Source organism: Nonomuraea candida, assembly GCF_000725485.1.
Lineage (GTDB): Bacteria > Actinomycetota > Actinomycetes > Streptosporangiales > Streptosporangiaceae > Nonomuraea > Nonomuraea candida.
Window position 1 is genome coordinate 19116 of record NZ_JOAG01000014.1, and the last position, 19365, is coordinate 38480.

The following is a 19365-nucleotide window of genomic DNA, read 5'->3' on the forward strand; positions in this document are numbered from 1 at the left end:
TCAGAGGCCGCCCCTTTTCCGCAGGGCGGCGACGTCCAGCAGCGTGATCGTCCGTCCTTGGACGGAGATGAGATTTCTCGACACCAGCGACTGCAGCGCCCGGTTGACCGCCGGCCGGGACGCGCCGATGAGCGCGGCGAGGTCGGACTGGGTCAGCCCCGGCAGGTCGACGACGCCGTCGGCCTGGCCGTGCTTGTCGGCCAGTTGCAGCAGCAGCTTGGCGAGCCGGCCCCCCAGGTCGAGGAAGGCCAGGTCGGCGGCCTGGTCGGTGAGCCTGCGCACCATGTGGCCGAGCATGCGCAGGAACTCGTCGGCCAGGCCGGGGTGCTCGCGCATCAGCTCCAGCAGCCGCGCCCTGGGCAGCGCGAACACCCAGGCCGGCCGCACGGTCACGATGGAGGCCGAGCGCGGCGAGCCGTCCAGCAGCGCCATTTCGCCGAACGTGTCGCCGCGGCCGAGCATGTTGAGCACGATCTCGTCGCCGTGCTCGGTGGTGAACACCACCTTCACCAGCCCGTCCAGCAGCACGAACAGCGACTCTCCCGGGTCCCCCTGATGGAAGATGATCTGCCCGGAGCGGTAGCGGCGCGCCACCCCCGCGCGCGCCGTGCTCCGGATGCCGTCCGCCCCGAGCACCCGGAACAACGGGATCTCCGCCAGCACGGAGGCGACGGGCTCGACCTCGGGCGGAAGCCCGCTGCGCGCGTTCATGCAAGAACTCTAGGCCGCATTCCACGAGCGGGCAGCAGGGAGAAACCCCACTCGGGAATGTGACGCAGACCACACCTTCTCTGTGACATCCGGAACAGTCTTTTCCGATCATCGGGCGCACCGTGAAACAGCCGGCCGGACATGGCCCCCCGAGTAGCCGGACCGGCGAGGAGAAGGACATGCACGTGGAGACCATCGAGCGCCCCGACACCGCCGCCCTGGTGAGCGCCGCCCAGGAAGGCGACGCCTGGGCGTGGGAGCGGCTGGTCGAGGAGTTCAGCCCGATGCTGAAGGCCCGCATCCGCCGCTTCCGGCTCAGCCACGAGGACGCCCAGGACGTGCTCCAGACCACCTGGCTGCTGGCCTGGCAGAAGCTCGGCAGCGTCGAGGACGGCCGGCGCATGCCCGGCTGGCTGGCCACGATCGCCTTCCGCGAATGCCTCAAGCTCGCCAAGGGCGCCAGGGAGATCTGCACCCCCGACCTCGACTCGCTGGGCAGCACCGACGACGTGGACAGGGAACTGGCCAGGATCTGGCTGGCCGGCACGCTGGAAGAGCTGGTCGAGGAGCTGCCGGCAGCGCAGCGGGTCCTGTTCAGAGCGCTCACGGAAACCTCCGAGCCCCACTACGTGGACGTGGCGCGCAGGCTGGGCAGGCCGGTCGGGAGCATCGGGCCCACCCGAGCCCGCTGTTTCGCGAAGCTACGCGGGCTTCTCCAGGCCCGCGAGATCACCCGCGACTTCCTGGACTGAGCTAATCGGTCGTCGGGTCAAGCGGGATCGCCTCCAGGAACGGCTCGAAGTCGAAGTGCGCCATCTCGTGCGCGTCCGGGTCGGTCTCGGCCGGGTAGGCGTAGAACGTGCGGCCGTGCAGCGCCGGCATGGCGCCGACGGCCTCGGGCACCAGCCCGCGCTTCATCTCCTCGGCCAGCCCGTCGGCGATCTCCTTGCTGAAGGGCACCTGATAGAGCGCGTCCACGTGCTGGTAGACGCGGAAATAGCTGACGATGAAGCGCATGCGGTCGGGATAGGACACCCAGTTGGCCACCCCGGCCGTGGACGCCTCTTCGTCCTCGGTGACGAACTCCTCGGCGAGCTTGCGCACCTTCTCGTTGCGGATCGGCGCCCACGCCCCGGCCAGGTCCACGCCCGGCGGCGGCGTCAGCGGCCTGCCGACCTTGATGTCGCTGAGCGGCGTGCGCACGGCGAACAGGCGGCGCGTGTAGAGGGAGGCCCACAGGTCCTCCAGCGTGCGGGTCAGCCAGGGCTGGTCGGCGTGCGGGGCGGCGTAGAGGCGGAACCTGCGCAGGGGCCGGCGCGTGACCAGGGAGCGCAGCGACCGCCACGACACCCGGGTCAGCCAGCGCACCGGGCGGTAGAGCACCAGCTCCAGCGCCGCCTGCGCGCGAGCCTGCTCGTACGCCGACAGCGCGATGTTGGCGCCCAGCATCAGCTCCGCCCGCTCCGCCGGGTCCTCGGTCGCCGCGGCCTCGGCCATGAGCCGCGCGGCGTCCTTCAGGTAGCGCGCGTCGGCCGGTGACAGCAGGTCGGTCAGGAACTCCGGCGGCCGGGGCGTCAGCTCGGACTCGGGGCTGACCCGCAGGTAGCGGTCGGGCGTGTCGTTCCACAGGTTGACCGCGAGGCTGGCCGTCTCCAGGAAGATGGCGCGGTTGGCCAGCGCCAGCCCGAGCTGGTAGCTGGGGCCGAGCAGGGTGAGCAGCGCCGCCCTGAACAGCCTCCGCAAGCGCCGCGGCACTCCTAAACGGCGGCTGAAGTCCTCGATGAACGGCGAGTCGGGGCCGAGGTCGAGGCTCTCTCCCACGGACTTGGAGGTCCAGGTGGCGTAGCAGTACCAGTTGTTGGCCTTACGGCCCAGGCGCACGGCGAGGTCGGCGGCCACGCGGTGGTAGCTGTAGGCGATGACCATCGCCTCCAGCGCCGCGCTCCGGTCCTTGTAGGCCGCGATGCGCAGCACGTCGTCCGCGGTCATCGGGGTTTCGGACATGAAGTCTCCCGTTGTGCAGGTCCCGTCGCCTCGTGGAGTGCTCACGGGTTCAGAGCGGCTCCGGCGGCTTCAGATACAGTCGGCGGCCGGCTTGTCCCCCGATCGGTCGCCAGGCCAGGAGCGTAGAAGGTGCCGCTTGCGACAGGCTTGCAGCGCGCCGCCCCGAGACCGGGTCCCGGGGCGGCGCGGGTCAATCCTTGACCACGATCCTGCTGATCACGACGAAGCCGCCGAGCGCCCCCGCGGTGCCCGCGGCCGTCGTCGTGGACAGGTGGACCACCAGGTCGTAGATGCCGGGGATGAGCTGGCCGCGCATGGGGATCGAGGCGGTGTAGCGGCCGGAGCCCGGCGTGAACCGCATCTCCACCGGGGGCGACGGGTGCCGCGTCTCGCCGCCTCCCAGCCGGTCGGCGATGATCTCCAGCTGCCACCGTCCCGCCAGCCAGTCCACGAGTTCGCCGGTGACCTGCCAGCTCACGTCCACGGTCCAGCCCTCGCTCTGGTGGACGACGGTCGTCGGCTGAGACCCGGGATCGACAACCTGGCCGTGAAGGACGCCGGCCAGCTGGTCGGCCGGCACCTTCATCACCTGGAACTCTCCGGTTGCCATCGGCGATCTCCTCTCGGCGGGACGGGCCCCGTGTGAGGAGCAGAGGGACGGCGGCGGTGGCGAAATACCCGTCCTTTCTGTCGAGATAATCCGGGTTTCAGGAGTGAAGCCGGCCGTTGATCCTGACGAGGTCTCCGGGGCCGGAAGCGCCGGTCCGCACGCCGTCCAGGCGCACGCCCGCCTCCACCGCGCAGTCCAGATAGGCGTTGAGCCCCCTGATCACCAGGTCGCCGATCGCGCCGTCCGCCAGGCGCAGCACCGCGCCCGCGCCCTCGGCGGCGACCACCTCGACGGTCCCGTACGGGGTGCGCAGGCCGATCGGGCCCTCGTTGCCCGTCCTGACGAGCACGACGAGGTAGTGCACGTCCCTGGTGGGATGGCTGCGCAGGAACGCGTCGGCCGCGCCGTACAGCACGATGCCCCTTCCGCCGATGCTCCTTCCACCGATGCTCCTTGCGTCGCCTTCCGTGCCGCCGGGTTCCCCGTGGGACGGGGTGATCAGGGCGCAGGGGGCCAGGTGCTCGTCGAGTGCCGGCGCCGGCCCGTCCACCAGCACCCGCCCGCCCCCTTCCGCGTAGGCGGCCAGCAGCTCCTGCACGCGCCGGTGCATGAACGGCCCGCCCGGCACCGTGACCGTCCGGTACGCGGCCAGCTCCGCGAGGGTCGCGCTCTCCAGCTCGACCAGCCCGTAGTCCAGCCCCCGCGCCCGCATCCGCTCGTGGAAGGCCAGCAGCGCCCGCCCGCACCGCGGCTCCCCGGGCTCCCCGGGCTCCCCGGGGCCGGCGAGCGCGGCGATCCCGGCGTAGGGGAGGTACAGGCCGAAGGCGTCGTGCCGGGCGGGGACGCACTCCAGGAACTCCGCCCCGTGCGCGGCGAAGAAGCCCGCCAGCGCCCGCACCACCGCCGCCTTCCCGGTGGCCGCGCCGCGCGCGTCGATGGGCGGGCAGTCCGGGTACGGCCCCGCGGCGGCGTCCAGCTCCGGCGCCCACCCCGAGGTGGCCACCCCGGTGTAGACGTTGAACCCGGTCGCCCCCGCCGCCAGCGCCAGCAGCGACTGGTGGAAGCTGGTGGCCGCGTCGGCGTAGGCCGGGTCGTACAGCTCGGAGAAGCCCCAGTTCTCCTCCAGGTTCGGCCCCGGCGCGCGCTTGGCCGCGATCACGTAGCGGGCCTGCGCCGCCGGGTCGGCCGACACCACGCCCATCCAGTTGGTGAACCCGTAGGAGACGCCGCCCCACAGCTCCGGCCTGACCCTGGCCAGCCAGTCGTCCAGCTCCGGCACGGTCGGCGGGTTGAGGTTGACCAGGACCGGCAGGTCGGAGCCGGCGGCCTGCGCCCACAGGCGGTAGACCTCGGCCAGGTATTCGGCGTGGCAGCGCCCCCAGTCGGCCCGCGCGAGCAGCCCGCCGCCCCGGGCCGGGGGCACGATCCGCGCCCAGTCGTCGTACGCGGTGCCGTGCGCGGCGTTGTACGCGCCGAGCGTGCCGTACCAGGCCCGCAGCCGGTCCCGGTAGAACGCCAGCCCCGACGGGCTGTAGTCGTAGGCCGTCAGCGGCAGCGCCCCGCTGGTGTAGACGCCCTCGTTCGCGATCTGCAGCGCGACGACCGGCCCCGGGCCCGCCAGCACCTCCTTGCCCACCGCCGCCAGCCACTGCGTGACCCGGGCCAGGAACGCGGGAGCGAGCGGCGCGGGCAGCGGCCGGCCCGCCGGGACGGCGGCGTCCGCCCAGCGCGCCGGCTCGCCGCGGGAGTCGAGCAGCGGCTCGATCGCCGGGTCGGCGTCCGGGCACACCCAGTCGGGCAGCCCGCCGTAGTTCACCTCGGCGTGGATGAACGGGCCCGGCTTGGCCACCACCCGCAGCCCCAGCTCGCCGCAGAGCGCGAGGAAGCCGGTGACGTTCCTGGCCGGATGGGTCAGGCCGGTGAAGTCGGGGGCCACGCCCGCCTCCGGCTGGTGGTGCCGCCAGGGCAGGTAGCAGGTGATCACCTCGATCCCGAGCCCGTCCCGTACGGCACGCAACCGGTCACCCCACACGGCCGGATCGTCCCGATAGTACGGATAGTCGGCGCTGACGAGCACCCGCGGCACGCCGTCGACGACGGCGACCCCGTCGCGGACCTCGATGACCACAGTCGATCCTCCTGAATCCGAGACCCGCGAGGGCCTCCTAGCCTTTGAGACCCGTGAAGGCGATGCCCCGCAGGATGCGCCGCTGGAAGACCAGCAGCACCGCGATCACGGGCAGCACGGCGAGCGCGGCGCCCGCCATGACGTAGTAGGCGCGCCCGCCGTCGGGGCTGGCCACGAGCTGCTGCAGGGCCAGCGGCAGCGTGTGGAGCCCGGGGTCGTTGGTAACCAGCAGTGGCCACACCAGGTCGTTCCAGTGGAACAGGAAGCTGGTGATGGTCACCACCGCCAGCACGGGCTTCGACAGCGGCAGCACGACGCGCCAGAAGATCCGCAGCCGGCCCGCGCCGTCGATCAGCGCGGCCTCCTCCAGCTCCTTCGGGATCGACAGGAAGAACTGCCGAAGCAGGAAGATGTCGAGCACCGAGGCGATGTTCGGGACGATCAGCCCCCACCCCGAGTCGAACATGCCCAGCGACTGGGTGACGTGGATGCGCGGCACCAGCAGCGTGATCGCGGGCACCATCATGCCGCCCAGCATGATCACGAACAGCTTGTCGCGGCCGGGGAACGGGATCCGCGCGAACGCGTACGCGGCCAGCGCGTCGATGAGCAGCTTGGCCGGCACCAGGACCGCGCACACCCAGACGCTGTTGACGAACGCGCCGCCGAGCCCGCCGACGTCGAGCACGTAGGCGTAGTTGTCCAGCGTGCCCGCCCACTCGCCGGTCTTCCTGTCCAGCGGCAGCAGGCTGGGCACCGTGGTGTAGATGTCCTGCCCGCGCTTGAACGAGGTGGCCAGCATCCACAGGAACGGCACCACCGACACGGCCGCCAGCAGCACCAGCGCGACGTAGACGGAGATCCTCCTCACGCCGCCTCCTGCTTGACGAACCTGAACTGCAGGGCGGTCACGATCACGATGAAGACCAGCAGGATGAACGACATCGCGCAGGCCGCGCCCATCGCGTCGTAGCGGAAGGCGAACAGGTACAGGTGCAGCACGTAGGTCAGGCCCGACTGCTCGGGCCCGCCGGTGACGCTGCGGCCGTTCCCCGAGAAGATCACGTACACCAGGCCGAACACCTGCAGCGCCGCGATCACGCCCGTCACCAGCAGGTAGAACGTGGTCGGCCGGAGCATGGGGAAGGTCACCCGGCGGAACCGCTGCCACGGCCCGGCCCCGTCGATGATCGCCGCCTCCTGGACCGAGCCGGGAATGCCCTTCAGCCCCGCCAGATAGATGATCATCGAGATGCCGCACTGCCAGGCCGCGATGAAGGCCAGCGCCGGGATGACCAGCTCGGGGGTGTTGAGCCAGTTCTGCCCCGGGATGCCGACCAGGCCGAGCAGCGTGTTGATCAGGCCGTACTGCGGGTCGTAGAGCCAGCGCCAGATCGCGCCGACCGCCGCCTCGGCCGTGACCACCGGCAGGAACAGCAGCAGCCGGAACACGTTCGCGCCGCGCCGGACCGCGTTCAGCAGCAGCGCCTGCGCCAGCGCCGTGACCAGAGTCAGCGGCACGGCGATGAGCGTGTACTGCAGGGTCACGCCCACGGACTTCCAGAAGTGCGGGTACTTGACGTCGTCGAACAGCAGGCCGGCGTAGTTGGCCAGGCCCACCCAGGCCGCCTCGGTGCGCAGGTTCCAGTCGGTGAAGCTGTAGGAGAGGGCCGACAGCGCCGGATACAGCAGGAAGACCAGGAAGTAGGCCAGCGCCGGGGCGACGAGCAGCGCGCCGATCAGATGGTCGCGGCGCCGGGCGTCCGGGCGGCGCCGGGCCCGCCCGCCGGGCCGCGCCGGCGGGCGTTCGAGCACGGGAGCGGCCACGTCAGCCGGTCCAGCCGAGCAGGGAGCGGGTCCTGGCCGCCGCGTCCGCCAGCGCCTGGCGTGCCGTGGCCCGGCCGGTCAGCGCCGACTCGATGGCCGGGGCGATGATCTCGTCGTTGACCTGGATCCACTGCGGCACCGCCGGCCGGGCGCGCGCCACCTTGAGCTGTTCGAGGAAGGCCGCCTGCTCGGGCCCGCCCGCGACCACCCGCGCCTTGAGGTGCACGGGGAAGCCGCCGAGCGCGTCGGCGACCGCGCCGTTGTGGTCGGGCCCGGCCAGGAACGCCAGCCACTTCCACGCCAGGTCCGGGTCGTCGCTCGTGGAGAAGACGACGGAGTTCTCGCCGCCGATGTTGCCGGCCGGCTCGGTCTTGTACGGCAGCGGCGCCACGCCGAAGTCCAGGTCGGGGAACTGCTCCTTGATCGTCGGCACGTCCCACGGCCCGGAGATCGTCATGGCCGCCCGGCCGTTCTCGAACGGCTTGTCCGAGTCGGTGATCGCGCGGGGCGACGACTTCTGCAGGTCCACCCAGAGCTGCAGCGCCTCCACCGCCGGCGGCTGGTCGAACAGCACCTTCTTGGCGGCGTCGTCCACCATCGCGCCGCCCGCGCCGTGCACGACGCCGGGGAACATCCACGCGCCGTACCCGTCGCCCTTGGGCACGTTCATGCCGGCCACGTCCGGGTCGGCGGCGTGCACCCGGGCTGCGGCCTGCTTCAGCTCGTCCCAGGTCTTCGGCGGGGCCGGCACCAGCCGCCTGTTGTAGAAGAGCGCCACCGTGGTCTGGTCCTGGGGCAGGCCGTAGAGCTTGCCGCCGGCGCGGTTGGTGTCGAGCGCGCCCCGGTAGTAGCCGGCCTCGTCGATCAGCCCGGCGGGCACCTCCTCGATCGTGCCGTCGAGGGCGTACTTGGACACCAGGGGCTGGTCGAGGATGCCCGCGTCGGGCGCGCTCCCGCCGGCCAGGGCGCTGCCGAGCTTGGTGTTGTAGTCGTCCTTCGGGATCTTGACGAGCTTGACCGTGACGCCGGGGTTGGCCCGCTCGAAGTCCCGGCGGATCCGCTCGATGACCTGTCCCGCCTGCGGGGTGCGGTCCTGGTACATCCAGAACGTCAGCTCCCTGCTCTCGCCGCCGGTGCCGGTGCCGCTGCCGCTGGTGCCGCCACCGCTGCCGTCACCGCCGCCGCACGCGGCCAGCGCGGTCGCGAGCAGGGCCACGGCGGTGCCTCGCGCAAGTCCTCGGCTCATCGTCGTCTCCTCATCAGGGGGTAGCCTCAGAACATAATCTAAGGTTCGAATAAAGTCAGGAGCCCCTCGGGAACGCTTCGGTAACGCCGGGCCGCAGCCCGGTCCTTTGAGCCGTGAACTAACATGGCGGCGGGTTTTCTCCAGCGAGGACGGGGGACGAGGATGGGCACGTCAGGGCGCAGGACCGTGCGCGATCTCCGGCGGGGCAACCGGGCGATGCTGCTGCGGGCGCTCTATTTCGGCGGTCCCGCCAGCCGCAACGAGCTGTCGGCCGAGACCGGGCTCAGCCCGGCCACGGTCAGCACCATGACCGGCGACCTGCTGGCCGACAACGTGATCGTGGAGGCCGGTCAGGTCGACTCCGACGGCGGCAGGCCCCGCGTGCTGCTCAAGGTCAACCCCGCCTACGGCTACGCGGTCGGCGTGGACGTGGGGGAGACCCAGGTCAAGGTCGAGCTGTTCGACCTGGAGATGAACGTGCGCGCCCGCGCCCACTACGCCGTCCGCTCCGCCAAGCACGACCCCGAGCTGGTCGCCCGCCACATCCTGGCCGGCGTGGACGCGGTCATCGCCGAGGGCGAGGTGCCGCCCGGGCAGGTGCTCGGCGTCGGCGTGGGCGTGCCCGGCATCGTCGAGCCGGGGGGCGGCGGGCTGGTGCGGGCCAAGACCTTCGGCTGGCAGGACGTGCCGCTCGGCGCGCTGCTGCGGGCCGGCACCCCGCTGCCGCTGTTCGTGGACAACGGGGCCAAGACGATGGGGCAGGCCGAGCTCTGGTTCGGCTCCGGCAGGGGCACCCGCGACGCGATCATCCTGCTCGTGGGGTCGGGCGTGGGCGGCACCGTGGTCACCGACGGGCGGATCTACCGGGGGGCGGGGCAGGCGGCGGGCGAGGTCGGCCACCTGAAGATCGTCGCCGGCGGGCGGGAGTGCCGGTGCGGGGCGCGCGGCTGCCTGGAGGCGTACCTGGGGGCCGAGGCCATCCTCGACCGCGCCGGCGTGGTGGCCGACTCCGCCGACGAGGAGGCCGCGCTGGCGCGGCTGCTGGAGGAGGGCTCGCCGGTCGTCGGCGAGAGCGTGGAGCTGCTGGGCGTGGGGCTGTCGTCGCTGGTGCACCTGTTCAACCCCGAGCGCATCGTGATCGGCGGGTGGGCGGGGCTGATGCTGGGCGGGCGGCTGCTGCCCGAGATCCGCGCGGCCGCCGCCGCCAACACGCAGGCGCAGCCGTTCAACCCCGAGTCGGTGGTGCTCGGGCGGCTCGGGCCCGACGCGGTGGCCCTGGGTGCGGCGACGCTGGTCATCGAGCCGTTCTTCGGCGACGCCGCGTTTCCGGCGTGCGTTCCCACTATTGCGTAGGAGTTAAATCAAGCATTGACAGAAGTGAGGGCCGCAGGCACGCTCAGCTCGACAGAGCACTCTCTCACCACCCCCTGTTCGTGAGGAGTCCACGCCGTGCACCCCCGCCGAAGTCCCGCCTTCCTCGTGACCGTCCTGGCCGCGTCGGCCGGCTTGATCCTGTCCTGCCTGGTCACCACCCCGGCCCGCGCCTCCACCCCGGTCTCCGCTCCTGCCCCGGTCTCCGCTCCTGCCCCGGTCTCCGCTCCTGCCCCGGTCTCCGCCCCGGTCTCCGCCTCCGGCCGGACCTCCGTCTCCGCCCAGGCCGGGGCCGGGGCCGGGCAGGCCGGCGGGCCCGCCGCGCGGGCCGCCGTCTGCGGCACCGCGAACGTCGCGCTCGGCCGCCCCGCCACCGCCTCCTCCACCGAGAACGCCGGCACACCCGCCTCGGCCGCCGTGGACGGCGACGCCGGCACCCGCTGGTCCAGCGCGTTCAGCGACCCGCAGTGGCTCCAGGTGGACCTGGGCTCGTCGCAGCCGATCTGCCAGGTGGTGCTCCAGTGGGAGACCGCCTATGCCACCGCCTTCCGCCTCCAGGTCTCCGACAACGCCACCACCTGGACCGACGTCCACTCCACCACCGCCGGCACCGGCGGCACCCAGACCATCGACCTCACCGCCACGGGCCGGCACCTGCGCGTCCACGGCACGGCCAGGGCGACCGGCTGGGGCTACTCGTTGTGGGAGCTGGCCGTGCGCACGACCGGCACCCAGCCCGGCGGCGGCGACCTCGGCCCCAACGTGCACGTCTTCGACCCGTCGATGCCGGCGGCGAGCATCCAGGCCACGCTGGACTCGGTCTTCGGCCAGATGGAGTCGAACCAGTTCGGCCTCCAGCGGCACGCCCTGCTGTTCAAGCCCGGCAGCTACAACGTCACCGCGAACCTCGGCTTCTACACCTCGATCATGGGCCTGGGCCGCAACCCCGGCGACGTCACGATCAACGGCCAGGTCAGGGTGGACGCGGGCTGGTTCGGCGGCAACGCCACGCAGAACTTCTGGCGCTCGGCCGAGAACCTGTCGATCACGCCCACCGGCGGCACCAACCAGTGGGCGGTCTCGCAGGCCGCGCCGTTCCGCCGCATCCACGTCAGGGGCAACCTCAACCTGGCCCCCACCGGGTACGGCTGGGCCAGCGGCGGCTACATCGCCGACAGCCGCATCGACGGGACCGTGCAGCCGTACTCGCAGCAGCAGTGGTTCACCCGCGACAGCACGATCGGCGGCTGGCTCAACGGCGTGTGGAACAAGGTCTTCTCCGGTGTCGCCGGCGCGCCCGCCCAGGCGTTCCCCGACCCGCCGTACACGACGCTCGCCACCAGCCCCGTCACCAGGGAGAAGCCCTTCCTGTACGTGGACGCGGCCGGGAACTACCAGGTCTTCGTGCCCGCCCTGCGCCAGAACACGCGCGGCGCGAGCTGGCCGGGCACGGGCGTCTCGATCCCGCTCACCCGCTTCCACGTCGCCAGGCCGTCCGACACGGCCGCCACCATCAACGCCGCTCTCGCCTCCGGCCTGCACCTGCTCTTCACCCCCGGCATCTACCGCGTCGACCGCACCATCGACGTCACCAGGCCGGGCACGGTCGTGCTGGGCCTCGGCTACGCCACGCTCATCCCCGACAACGGCGTCGTGCCGATGCGCGTCGCCGACGTGGACGGCGTCAGGGTGGCCGGCCTGCTCTTCGACGCCGGCACGGTGAACTCGCCCATCCTCATGGAGGTCGGCCCGCCCGGCTCGTCGGCCTCGCACGCGGCCGACCCCATCTCGGTGCAGGACGTGTTCTTCCGGATCGGCGGCGCCCACCCGGGCAGGGCCACGACCAGCCTCGTCGTCAACAGCGACCACACGCTGATCGACCACGTCTGGGCCTGGCGCGGCGACCACGGCACCGGCATCGGCTGGACGGTCAACACCGCCGACACGGGGCTGATCGTCAACGGCGACGACGTGACGGCGTACGGGCTGTTCGTCGAGCACTACCAGAAGTACCAGGTCATCTGGAACGGCCAGCGCGGGCGGACGATCTTCTTCCAGAACGAGATGCCGTACGACCCGCCGAACCAGGCCGCCTGGATGAACGGCGCCACCCGGGGCTACGCCGCCTACAAGGTCGCCGACTCCGTCACCTCGCACGAGGCGTGGGGGCTGGGGGCGTACTGCTACTTCAACGTCGATCCGAGCGTGGTGGCCGAGCGCGGCTTCGAGGCGCCGGTCAACCCGAACGTACGCTTCCACTCCCTGCTCACCGTCTCGCTCGGCGGCAACGGCACGATCAACCGCGTCATCAACGACACCGGAGCCCCGGCCCAGGGCACGGCCACGATCCCGGTGAAGGTCGTCAGCTATCCCTGAGGCGCACGGCGTCGGGGCCGAGCTCCTCGGCCCCGCCCACGCCCAGCAGCCGCAGCGTACGGGCGAACTCGGCGTGCAGCAGCTCCAGCGTCCGCCGCACGCCCTGCTCGCCCCCCGCCATCAGGCCGTAGAGGTAGGCGCGGCCGACGAAGCACGCCCGGGCGCCCAGCGCGACGGCGGCGGCGACGTCGGCCCCGCTGCGCACGCCCCCGTCGAGGAACACCTCCGTGCGCTCTCCCACCGCCGCCGCCACCTCCGGCAGCAGCTCCAGGGGCGTGGGGGAGCGGTCGAGCTGGCGCCCGCCGTGGTTGGACACCACCAGCCCGTCCACGCCCACGGCGGCCAGCTCCTTCGCGTCGTCCACCCGCTGCACCCCTTTGACCAGCAGCCGGCCCGGCCACGCCGACCTGATCCAGGCCAGGTCCGCGATCGTCACCGACGGGTCGAACATCAGGTTCGTCAGCCCCGCCAGGTCGTCGGGCGCGCCGTCCACGGTGGCGAACCTGAGCGGCTCGCCGGTCAGGAAGTCGAACCACCACGCCGGATGGCGCACCGCCTCCAGCGCGCCGCGCCAGCGCAGGGAGGGCGGGACCGTCAGCCCGTGCCGCACGTCGCGCAGCCGCGCCCCGGCCACCGGCACGTCCACGGTGACGACCAGCACGTCCATCCCGGCGTCGGCGGCCATCGACAGCCTCTCCAGGTTGCGGGCGCGGTCGCGGACCACGTACAGCTGGAACCAGTTCCACCCGCCGGGCGCGGCGGCGGCCACGCCGGCGGCCGTGGTCGTGCCCATGGTGGACAGGACGTAGGGCACTCCGGCCCTCTCGGCGGCCCGGGCCACGGCGCGCTCGCCGGCGCGGTGCATCATGCGCGTGAACCCGGTCGGCCCGAGCACGACCGGCATGCCGATCCGCCGCCCCAGGATCTCGACCGAGGTGGAGGTCTCGGAGACGTCACGCAGCACGCGCGGGGCGAACTCCACCCGCCCGAACGCCGCCACCGCCCTGGCCATCGACCGCTCGCCCTCGGCCGCGCCGTCCACGTAGTCGAACACCATGCGCGGGGCCCGCTTCCTGGCCAGCAGCCGCAGGTCGGCCACGTCGGCCGCGGCCGCCACCCGGGCGGCCCGGGACCATCGGGGACGCCTGGGCATCAGAGCCCGCAGCTCCCGCCACCTCGGCAGGCGCCGCCGCTCCCCACCCGTCGTATCGATGGCCAGGACGCTACCACCGCCTCGGCGGCCACCGCCCGTCCCGGTGCCCGCGATGCGGGGACCGCCCCAGGGACGCCCGCCCCCACCTGCCGTCCCGATGCCCGGGATGCGGGGACCGCCCGGGGACGCCCGCCCCTACCTGCCGTCCCGATGGCCGGTACGCCGGCACCGCCCGGCCCGCGTACCGTGGGACATGTGATCAGCGACCCGGCGGCGCCCCTGCCCACCCCGCCGGCCGGCGAGGCGGGCCGGACGGACGGCCCGCCCGAGCCCGGCGCGGCGGTCCTGGCGGACGCCTGGGCGGCGGTGGCGGGGGACTCGCCCGCCGCCCGCGCGCTCGGCGCGGAGCTCGTCGCCCGCTGGTCCGAGCCCCACCGCCACTACCACACCCGCACCCACCTCGCGGCCGTCCTGGCCGCCGTCGACCGGCTCACCGACGGACCCGGGGGCGCGGGCGCCGACCGGGCGGCGGTGCGGCTGGCGGCCTGGTTCCACGACGCCGTCTACGACGGCCGGCCCGGATGGGACGAGGAGCGCAGCGCCCAGCTCGCCCAGTCCCGCCTGCCGGCGTGCGGCGTGCCGGCCGGGCGGGTGGCGGAGGTGGCCAGGCTGGTCCGCCTCACCGCCGCCCACGACACGCTGCGGCCGGGCGACCGCAACGGTGAGGTGTTGTGCGACGCCGACCTGTCCATCCTCGGCAGCCCCGCCTACGGCGACTACGCGCGGGCGATCCGCCGCGAGTACTCCCACGTGCCCGACGCCGCGTTCGCCGCGGGCCGCTCGGAGGTCCTGCGCCGCCTGCTCGCCACCCCCGCCCTCTACCGCACGCCCCGGGCCCGCCACCTGTGGGAGGAGCGCGCCCGCGCCAACATGACGGGGGAGCTAGCGCGGCTGCGGGCGGCGCTTGCGGCGGCGCAGCCCGCCCGCGATGAGACGCCGTAGCAGCTCACGCGAGCTGACCGCCTCGGCGCCCAGGGCCACGGCCCGCGCGTGCACGGTCTCCGGCACGTCGTAGTGGTCCCGATCGAAGGCCCGTGGCGGCACCCCCAGCCGCCCCGCGAACTCGTGCAGCTCCTCCAGCGAGCTGTCGCTGACGAGATGCGACCACATGAGGCCGCGCGGCCCCGGCCAGTTGGGCGGATCGATCAGTACGGTCACGTCGTCAAGGGTAGAACCCTCCCACGCACCCCCAGTTCCCCCAGATCGGACACCACGGCATGCGCCCCCGGCCCCGGCGCCGCGCCCGCGCCGACGCCATCCTCATCCAGGCCGCCCGGACCCGCGTCACCCGGACCCGCGTCACCAGGGGCCACGTCACCCGGGCCCGCGTCATCCGGGTCCGCCCGGCCTGCACGCACCGTGACCACCGCGCCGAACCCGCCCTTCATCCCCGCCTCGATCCCCGGCAGCGCGGACACCACCACGGCCACCCTGGGCGCGGGCACGTCCAGCCGGCGCGCCGCCTCCAGGAACAGCGCCGGGTCGGGCGTGCCGGGCAGGTTCATCAGCGCGGCGTCGTTGCCGTCCACGATCACGTCGAACAGGTGCGCGACCCCGGCCGAGGCGACCAGCTTGCGGCCGTGCAGGCTGGCGGAGACGGCCGCCGTACGGGCCCCGCGCCGGCGCAGCTCGTGCAGCAGCGCGACGGCGGACGGGAAGGCGGCGACGCCGTATTTGTCCACCTGTGCCACGAAGATGCGGTCCTTGGCCCGGCCCAGCCCGTGCACGGTGGGCGCGCCCGGCTCGTCGTCGGGCGACCCCTCGGGCACGGTGATGCCGCGCGCGGCCAGGAAGGTGCGGATGCCGTCGAGCCGCGGCCGTCCGTCCACGTGACGCAGGTAGTCGTCACGGATGTCGAACGGCGCCGAGCGGCCGCGCAGGAACACGTCGAGGACGTGCTTCCAGGCGGCCGCGTGCCCCCGGGCTGTGTCGGTGACCACGCCGTCGGTGTCGAACACGACGGCGCCGACCGCTGTCAGGTCGATGACGGGCTCGTTCACACAGTGAACGTAACCGTTCTACCAGGCGACGGGTAGCTCTTTGACGCCGTGGACGATGGCGAGTTCCCGGAACGACACCTCGCCGGCGACGTGCAGGCCGGGGAAGCGGCGCAGCAGCGCGGGGAAGGCGATGCGCATCTCCATCTGGGCCAGCGGCGCGCCGACGCAGCGGTGGATGCCGTGCCCGAACGCCAGGTGCGAGCCCGCCGTCGCCCGGCCCGGCTTCACCTGGTCCATGTCGTCGCCCAGCGCGGGGTCGCGGTTGGCGCCGGTCAGCGAGCACAGCACCATCTCGCCCTTCTTGATCTGGACGCCGTGCAGCTCCAGGTCGTCGCGGGCGAAGCGGGGGAAGGCGACCTGCACGACGGTCATGTACCGCAGCAGCTCCTCGACCACGTCCACGACGTAGCCGTCCACCTCGCGCACCTTGGCGGCCTGCTCGGGGTTGCGCAGCAGCCACAGGCTGCCGAGCGCGAGCATGCTCGTGCTGGTGTCGTGGCCGCCGGTCAGCAGGCCGTCGGCCATGCTGGCGAGCGTGCGGTCGTCGAGCTCGTCGCCGTGGTCGCGCAGCAGCTGCCCGAGCAGGCCGTCCCCGGGGTTCTGCCGCTCCCTGGCGACCAGTTCGGTCAGGTAGGTCATCGCGTCGTTGACGGCCTGCAGCGACGCCTCCGGCCCGGCGGTGAAGTCGAAGCGGTCCTTGCTGAACTTCACGAAGTCGGCGCGCTCCTCGTACGGGACGCCGAGCAGCTCGCAGACGACCAGGGACGGGATCGGCAGCGCGAACTCCTCCACCAGGTCCACCGGCATGCCCCCGGCCGCGCCCATGGCCTCGATCCGGTCGAGGTGCTCCTCGACCATGGCCTCGATCCGCGGCTCCAGCCTGCGCAGCCGGCGCATGGTGAACTCGGGCGTCAGGAACTTGCGCAGCCGCGTGTGCTCGGGCGGGTCGCGGAAGCCCAGACCACCCGGGTCCTCCTGGTTCGAGCCGAGCCCGATCACGCCGGCGAAGTCGTTGCTGAAGCGCTCGTGGTCGCCGAGCACCGCGCGCACGTCCTCCCAGCGGGTGACGAGGTAGACGGTCTGGCCTCCCGGGATCTCCATCGGGAAGACCGGATGCTCGGCCCGGATGCGCGCGAGCTCGCCCACGGGGTCGAACCCGTCACGCATGAACTGGACGAGCGGGAACTCTTCTGAATCTGACATCGATATCCGTCCTGCTGGGATACATCACACCATGTTGGGATAAATCCCTGCATAGATGGTCCCACCTGCAAAAGCGAATGGGGCCCTCCGTAAGGACGAATTTCCCCCTCACCCCCGCCGCGCACCTCGCCACAAGGGGAACCTCTCGTCACTCCAGGTGCCCCCATCGCCACCCACGGTACCCGCCTGCCCGTTCACCGACCGGCGGCGGCGGTCGCGCGGGCCGGTCATCGTCCGGCGGGGACGGCGGGGACGGCGGGGCCGGCGGGGACGGCGGGGACGGCGGGGACGGCGGTCGTCGGACTGCTCATCGGCCGGCCGGGGGCCAGGCCACCTGCGCGGCTCGTCGGCAGGCCGGGGGCCAGGCTCCAGTGCGGCTCGCCGGGGCCGAAGCCGGGCGGCCGGGCGGGCGTGCCGCTGGGAAGAGCACGGCGTCTGCGCGATCGCTTGCTCACAGCAGTCCCCTCCTCGCGTCCCCTTGTGCGCCGCGCCCCGGCCCCCGGCCAGCCCGGTCCGCGGCTGTCACCCTGACGGCATCACTGGCGAACTGCCGCGAAGGCGGGCAAACGGGGCAGCAGCCGTCGTTTGGCGTACAGGATGGCGACCTTCTGCGATGATCTCGTCGCATAGAGCCGGAGTTTGAGCCTCACGGATAGTGACTGATGCCGACATTTGAGGAAATAACAGCCTTCATCACGGAGAAGCCGCTCGCCACCGCCGTCATCGCGCTGCTGGGCCTGGTCGGGCTGGCGCTGGCGTTCCTGGTGCTGAGAATCGCCTGGCGCGCCCTGTCCTGGTTGTTCACCAGGTACGTCGCCCCCCGCCCCATCGAGGACGTGCTCACCATCGTGGCCGCCTCCATCGCCACCGGCGTGTCCGCCCAGGGCATGTGGCGCTTCTCCGGGGACGTGCTGGGCCTCGACGGGCCGCTGCGCTTACTGCTGTTCGCGTTCATCGAGGTCGCGATCATCACCTCCGCCGTACGCGCCCGCCGCAACATGCGCGAGAACTTCTCGGCCGGCATCGACGGCATCGCCGTGTGGGCCCTGACCTGCCTGACCGCCGTGCTGTCCAGCATGGACGCGCGCAGCCTGCCCGAGGCCGTCTTCCGGCTCGCCGCGCCCCTGGTCGCCGCCTGGCTGTGGGAGCGCGGCATGGCCATCGAGCGCCACCGCATCCGCGGCACCGGCCGCATCAACTGGCGGCTGACGCCCGAGCGGCTGCTGGTCAGGCTGGGCCTGGCCGAGGTGAGCGACCGCACGGCCAGCGAGGTCGACGCCCACCGCAGGCTCACCCGCGTCGCGCTGGCCGCCAAGAAGGCCAAGGCCCTGCGCGAGAACGGCGCGTCCGAGCGCAAGATGCGCGCCGCGCTGGCCCGGCTCGACAAGGCCATGGACCAGGCCGTCGAGCACACCGGCCTGGCCGTGGACCCGCAGCGGCAGGAGGCGCTGCTGGCCCAGATCGCCGCCCTCTACAACACCTCCGCGCTCATCGACGCCGACCCCCGCGTCCCCTGGGAGCCCGAGGCCGGCCACCATCCCGTCCCCGCCCGCCCGGCGCTGCCGTCCGCGCTGGCCGAGCTGGTCGACGACGAGGACGAGGACGTCGAGGTGCTCGACACCACCCCGCAGGTCGTCAGCACGGCCGAGCGCGCGGCGCGCATGCGGGCGGCCCGCGAGTTCTGGGACCGGCAGATCGCCAAGGGCATCGTGCCGCGCACGGTGGACATCGCCCAGGAGATCGGCATCTCCCTGGCCACCGCCCGCGAGTATCGTGCCCTGTGGAAGCTGGAGCCGCAGGCGCACGCCCTCATCGAGGCGCTGTACCAGCAGCACGGCATCGTCGACACCGGGGCGTTCCCGGCCATCGCGACCGACGGGCGGGTGCTGAGCGGCAAGTCCTAAGAGGAGGGGCACGGGGTGCGGGATCGGGCGCTGGACCGCGTCAGGAAACTGCTGGCCAAGGCCGAGCGCACCGACAACGAGCACGAGCGCGCCACGTTCATGGCCGCCGCGACGGCGCTGATGGCCCGGCACGGCATCGACTCGCTGCCGCCCGCCGGCACCCGCCAGGTCCCCGGCGACCGCATCGTCACCCTGCCCGCCCCCTGGGCCAGGGAGAAGGCCAGGCTCGTCAGCCTGGTCGCCCAGGCCCTCCGGTGCCGGCCGCTGCTGATCGGGCGGGGCGACGGCGGGCAGCGGGTGCACGTCTTCGGGTTCGCGGCCGACCTGGAGCGCGCCGACCTGCTGGCCACCTCGCTGCTGCTGCAGATGGCCTCGGGACTGGCCCGGGTCGAGCCGCCGCGCGACGTCACGGCCGTGCGGGCCTACCGCCGGTCGTGGCTGCTGGGCTTCACCGACGAGGTCTACCGGCTGCTGTGCGCGGCCGAGTCGCGCGCCGAGGCAGAGTCGGCCGGCACGGGCACGGCGCTCGTCCTGGCCGACCGCCGGGCCGAGGTGGCGCGGGCGGTGGCCGCCCACTATCCCGACATCCGCATGAGCATCCCCAGGACCAGCGGCTCCGGCTACCGCGACGGGGTGGCCGCGGGCCGCAGGGCCGACCTCGGCCGCACCGGGATGCCCCCGGCCACCGCCCGCGAGCTGACCTGAGCGGCCGCACAACCCCTGGCGGGAGATCGGCGGCGCGTTTACGGTGTGATCGTTTCCTTTTCCCCGG

The 19365-nt window shown here is 72.9% G+C and carries 18 protein-coding genes; 6 read left to right on the plus strand and 12 right to left on the minus strand.

The genetic code is table 11. From position 1 onward, the window contains the following. The gene (locus IO39_RS14415; protein WP_052422888.1) at nt 1-711 is read right to left on the minus strand and encodes a Crp/Fnr family transcriptional regulator; all 711 of its coding nucleotides are present in this window, start codon (nt 709-711) and stop codon (nt 1-3) included. Nucleotides 712-890: 179 nt separating this feature from the next. On the opposite strand from IO39_RS14415, the gene IO39_RS14420 reads away from it, so the two are divergent. Beyond that, entirely contained in the window at nt 891-1463 is a 573-nt protein-coding gene (locus IO39_RS14420) for an RNA polymerase sigma factor (protein ID WP_052422889.1), read from the plus strand. Nucleotide 1464: 1 nt separating this feature from the next. Here the strand turns inward: IO39_RS14420 and IO39_RS14425 are convergent, their stop codons facing one another. From IO39_RS14425 to IO39_RS14450, 6 genes are all read right to left on the minus strand, one after another. Next, complete coding sequence (locus IO39_RS14425; RefSeq protein ID WP_043621960.1) at nt 1465-2715, minus strand: hypothetical protein; 1251 nt, start codon at nt 2713-2715, stop codon at nt 1465-1467. Between the two features lie 190 nt (nt 2716-2905). Continuing rightward, nucleotides 2906-3325 carry a hypothetical protein gene (locus IO39_RS14430; RefSeq protein WP_043621961.1) on the minus strand — a complete coding sequence of 140 codons (420 nt, stop codon included), beginning with the start codon at nt 3323-3325 and terminating at the stop codon, nt 2906-2908. A 97-nt stretch (nt 3326-3422) separates the two neighbouring features. Then, on the minus strand, nt 3423-5453 hold the full coding sequence (locus tag IO39_RS14435) for a beta-galactosidase (protein ID WP_043621964.1): 2031 nt from the start codon (nt 5451-5453) through the stop codon (nt 3423-3425). A gap of 37 nt (nt 5454-5490) precedes the next feature. After that, nucleotides 5491-6324: a carbohydrate ABC transporter permease gene (locus IO39_RS14440; protein ID WP_043621967.1), complete on the minus strand. Its 834-nt coding sequence runs from the start codon at nt 6322-6324 to the stop codon at nt 5491-5493. After that, nucleotides 6321-7280, minus strand: a complete 960-nt coding sequence (locus IO39_RS14445; RefSeq protein WP_084772847.1) for a carbohydrate ABC transporter permease — start codon at nt 7278-7280, stop codon at nt 6321-6323. Before IO39_RS14445 ends, IO39_RS14440 begins: the two co-directional genes overlap by 4 nt. A gap of 1 nt (nt 7281) precedes the next feature. Next, the gene (locus IO39_RS14450) at nt 7282-8526 is read right to left on the minus strand and encodes an ABC transporter substrate-binding protein (RefSeq protein WP_084772848.1); all 1245 of its coding nucleotides are present in this window, start codon (nt 8524-8526) and stop codon (nt 7282-7284) included. Between the two features lie 162 nt (nt 8527-8688). Here IO39_RS14450 and IO39_RS14455 point away from each other — a divergent pair, with 162 nt between their 5' ends. Then, a complete protein-coding gene (locus tag IO39_RS14455) occupies nt 8689-9879 on the plus strand; it encodes an ROK family protein (RefSeq protein ID WP_043621973.1) in 1191 nt (396 codons plus the stop codon). A 96-nt stretch (nt 9880-9975) separates the two neighbouring features. Beyond that, entirely contained in the window at nt 9976-12273 is a 2298-nt protein-coding gene (locus IO39_RS14460) for a discoidin domain-containing protein (protein ID WP_245641967.1), read from the plus strand. On the opposite strand, the gene IO39_RS14465 is transcribed toward IO39_RS14460, so the two are convergent. Next, nucleotides 12260-13426, minus strand: a complete 1167-nt coding sequence (locus IO39_RS14465; protein ID WP_052422890.1) for an alpha-hydroxy acid oxidase — start codon at nt 13424-13426, stop codon at nt 12260-12262. The genes IO39_RS14460 and IO39_RS14465 overlap by 14 nt on opposite strands. A 345-nt stretch (nt 13427-13771) precedes the next feature. Here IO39_RS14465 and IO39_RS14470 point away from each other — a divergent pair, with 345 nt between their 5' ends. Beyond that, nucleotides 13772-14428 (plus strand): HD domain-containing protein, encoded by a 657-nt coding sequence (locus IO39_RS14470; RefSeq protein ID WP_052422907.1) that lies wholly within the window; start codon nt 13772-13774, stop codon nt 14426-14428. On the opposite strand, the gene IO39_RS14475 is transcribed toward IO39_RS14470, so the two are convergent. The 4 genes from IO39_RS14475 to IO39_RS54390 all read right to left on the minus strand — a co-directional run bounded on the left by IO39_RS14475 (nt 14369) and on the right by IO39_RS54390 (nt 17144). Beyond that, nucleotides 14369-14644, minus strand: a complete 276-nt coding sequence (locus IO39_RS14475) for a DUF4031 domain-containing protein (RefSeq protein ID WP_043621980.1) — start codon at nt 14642-14644, stop codon at nt 14369-14371. The two genes, IO39_RS14470 and IO39_RS14475, sit on opposite strands and share 60 nt — an antisense overlap. Further along, nucleotides 14641-15486: an HAD family hydrolase gene (locus IO39_RS14480; RefSeq protein ID WP_043621981.1), complete on the minus strand. Its 846-nt coding sequence runs from the start codon at nt 15484-15486 to the stop codon at nt 14641-14643. The genes IO39_RS14475 and IO39_RS14480 overlap by 4 nt, the downstream gene beginning before the upstream one ends. Before the next feature lie 18 nt (nt 15487-15504). Then, nucleotides 15505-16689 carry a cytochrome P450 gene (locus IO39_RS14485; protein WP_043621983.1) on the minus strand — a complete coding sequence of 395 codons (1185 nt, stop codon included), beginning with the start codon at nt 16687-16689 and terminating at the stop codon, nt 15505-15507. 227 nt (nt 16690-16916) lie between these two features. After that, a complete protein-coding gene (locus tag IO39_RS54390; protein ID WP_157548331.1) occupies nt 16917-17144 on the minus strand; it encodes a hypothetical protein in 228 nt (75 codons plus the stop codon). 207 nt (nt 17145-17351) lie between these two features. Between IO39_RS54390 and IO39_RS14490 the strand changes: the two genes are divergently transcribed. Both IO39_RS14490 and IO39_RS14495 read left to right on the plus strand, forming a co-directional pair. Next, on the plus strand, nt 17352-18593 hold the full coding sequence (locus IO39_RS14490; protein ID WP_043621985.1) for a hypothetical protein: 1242 nt from the start codon (nt 17352-17354) through the stop codon (nt 18591-18593). Between the two features lie 15 nt (nt 18594-18608). Then, the gene (locus tag IO39_RS14495; RefSeq protein ID WP_043621987.1) at nt 18609-19298 is read left to right on the plus strand and encodes a DUF2786 domain-containing protein; all 690 of its coding nucleotides are present in this window, start codon (nt 18609-18611) and stop codon (nt 19296-19298) included. Nucleotides 19299-19365: the final 67 nt, after the last annotated feature.